We start from the raw sequence: 1,205 nt of genomic DNA, 5'->3' as shown, positions 1-1,205 counted from the left end.
GAACTTCGTTCATATAAGTGATTGATTAAATGGAAAAATAAGTTTGCTTCTCTCTGATCCATCGCCATGTACATCAAATCATCGATAATCACAAGATCGGCATTTCTAATCCGTTTGAGTTGGACTTTAGATTTATTCAGGTATTCTTCTGTCTTTAAAAGCTGCACAAGCTCACCCATTGTAGCGAAGTAAACATTGAATCCTCTATGAACGGCTTCGAGTCCCAGACCAATTGCAATATATTTTTTCCGATTCCAGGGGGACCTAGAAGAATTAAATTGTATTGTATTGTTGCTCTAACCAACTCAATTCTCGAAGCTGAGAAAGCTGACGGCTGTTAGAACGTTTTGACCTTCAAGTTCAAACTCATCTAATGACTTCACGAAAGGGAAGCGTGCCCATTTCATTCTTTTTTCAAGGCTCTTTGCTTCACGTTTTGCTAATTCATATTTTGTGATAGATTCTAAGAATTCCAAGTAGATTCATGATGCCTTTTCAGCTTCGCGAAGAAGCTGTGGCAGCTCCTCCACAGCCTCTGATAAACGTAACTGACGAAATTGGTCCTGTAATTCATGCACTGTCTTTTTCATTATGTTCGACCTCCTAAAATGCTAGTATACGCATTTAAAGAACGAGTAGAGGCCTTAATATGAGGGTGTTTTGCTAGATTGGCATTAAAGGATTGTTCCTTTATAACTGGTTCATCACGCAATGTATCAAGGTGATGAGTAATATCCCGAAAATCATTCGCATTGTATAGTTTCTCTGTCATGCACTTAGTCATCACAGTATTAATTAATGCGGGATACTGTTGAATCACCTTGTAGATGATTGCAAACTGGTCTCGACGATACCTCGGGTATCTTTGACTGATCTCATCCAAATAAGCAGCTGCTTGAGTCTGATTTTCAAAATAAGAGATAATACGTTGCTTAAGCTCTTCAACCCCTTTGGAGCGTTCACGAGTATGATGACGGTTTTGAATGAGTTTCCCTTTTTCTGAGCTAATAAGATGCTCGGCAATTACCTCACCATTTGCTTCTCTGCGGATGACGAGCGTCTTTTGCTCTTCGCCTGTCGCTTCAATCCATACAAGATTCTCACTCATTGATTGATAAGTCCCCAGTGGGACGGAATAACGGTTTGATTTGTAACGGATTGTGTTGTCCTTGCTTACACTTCTTGTTATACTTTGGTTATTGGTA

At 39.5% G+C, this 1,205-nt stretch carries 1 protein-coding gene and 1 pseudogene; both read right to left on the bottom strand.

Features of this window, described 5'->3' with window-relative positions:
• A pseudogene (locus JCM10596_RS27165) lies at window positions 1-590 on the bottom strand (ATP-binding protein); the annotation flags it as partial.
• A partial coding sequence (locus JCM10596_RS22750; protein ID WP_034682175.1) for a Mu transposase domain-containing protein occupies window positions 590-1,205 on the bottom strand: 616 nt, incomplete at its 5' end. The pseudogene JCM10596_RS27165 and the gene JCM10596_RS22750, both read right to left, overlap by 1 nt.

The sequence above is a fragment of the Caldalkalibacillus mannanilyticus JCM 10596 genome, assembly GCF_000615945.1.
Lineage (GTDB): Bacteria > Bacillota > Bacilli > Caldalkalibacillales > JCM-10596 > Bacillus_AT > Bacillus_AT mannanilyticus.
The sequence above is the reverse complement of the archived record's forward strand: the minus strand, read 5'-3'. Positions and strand labels throughout refer to the sequence as shown.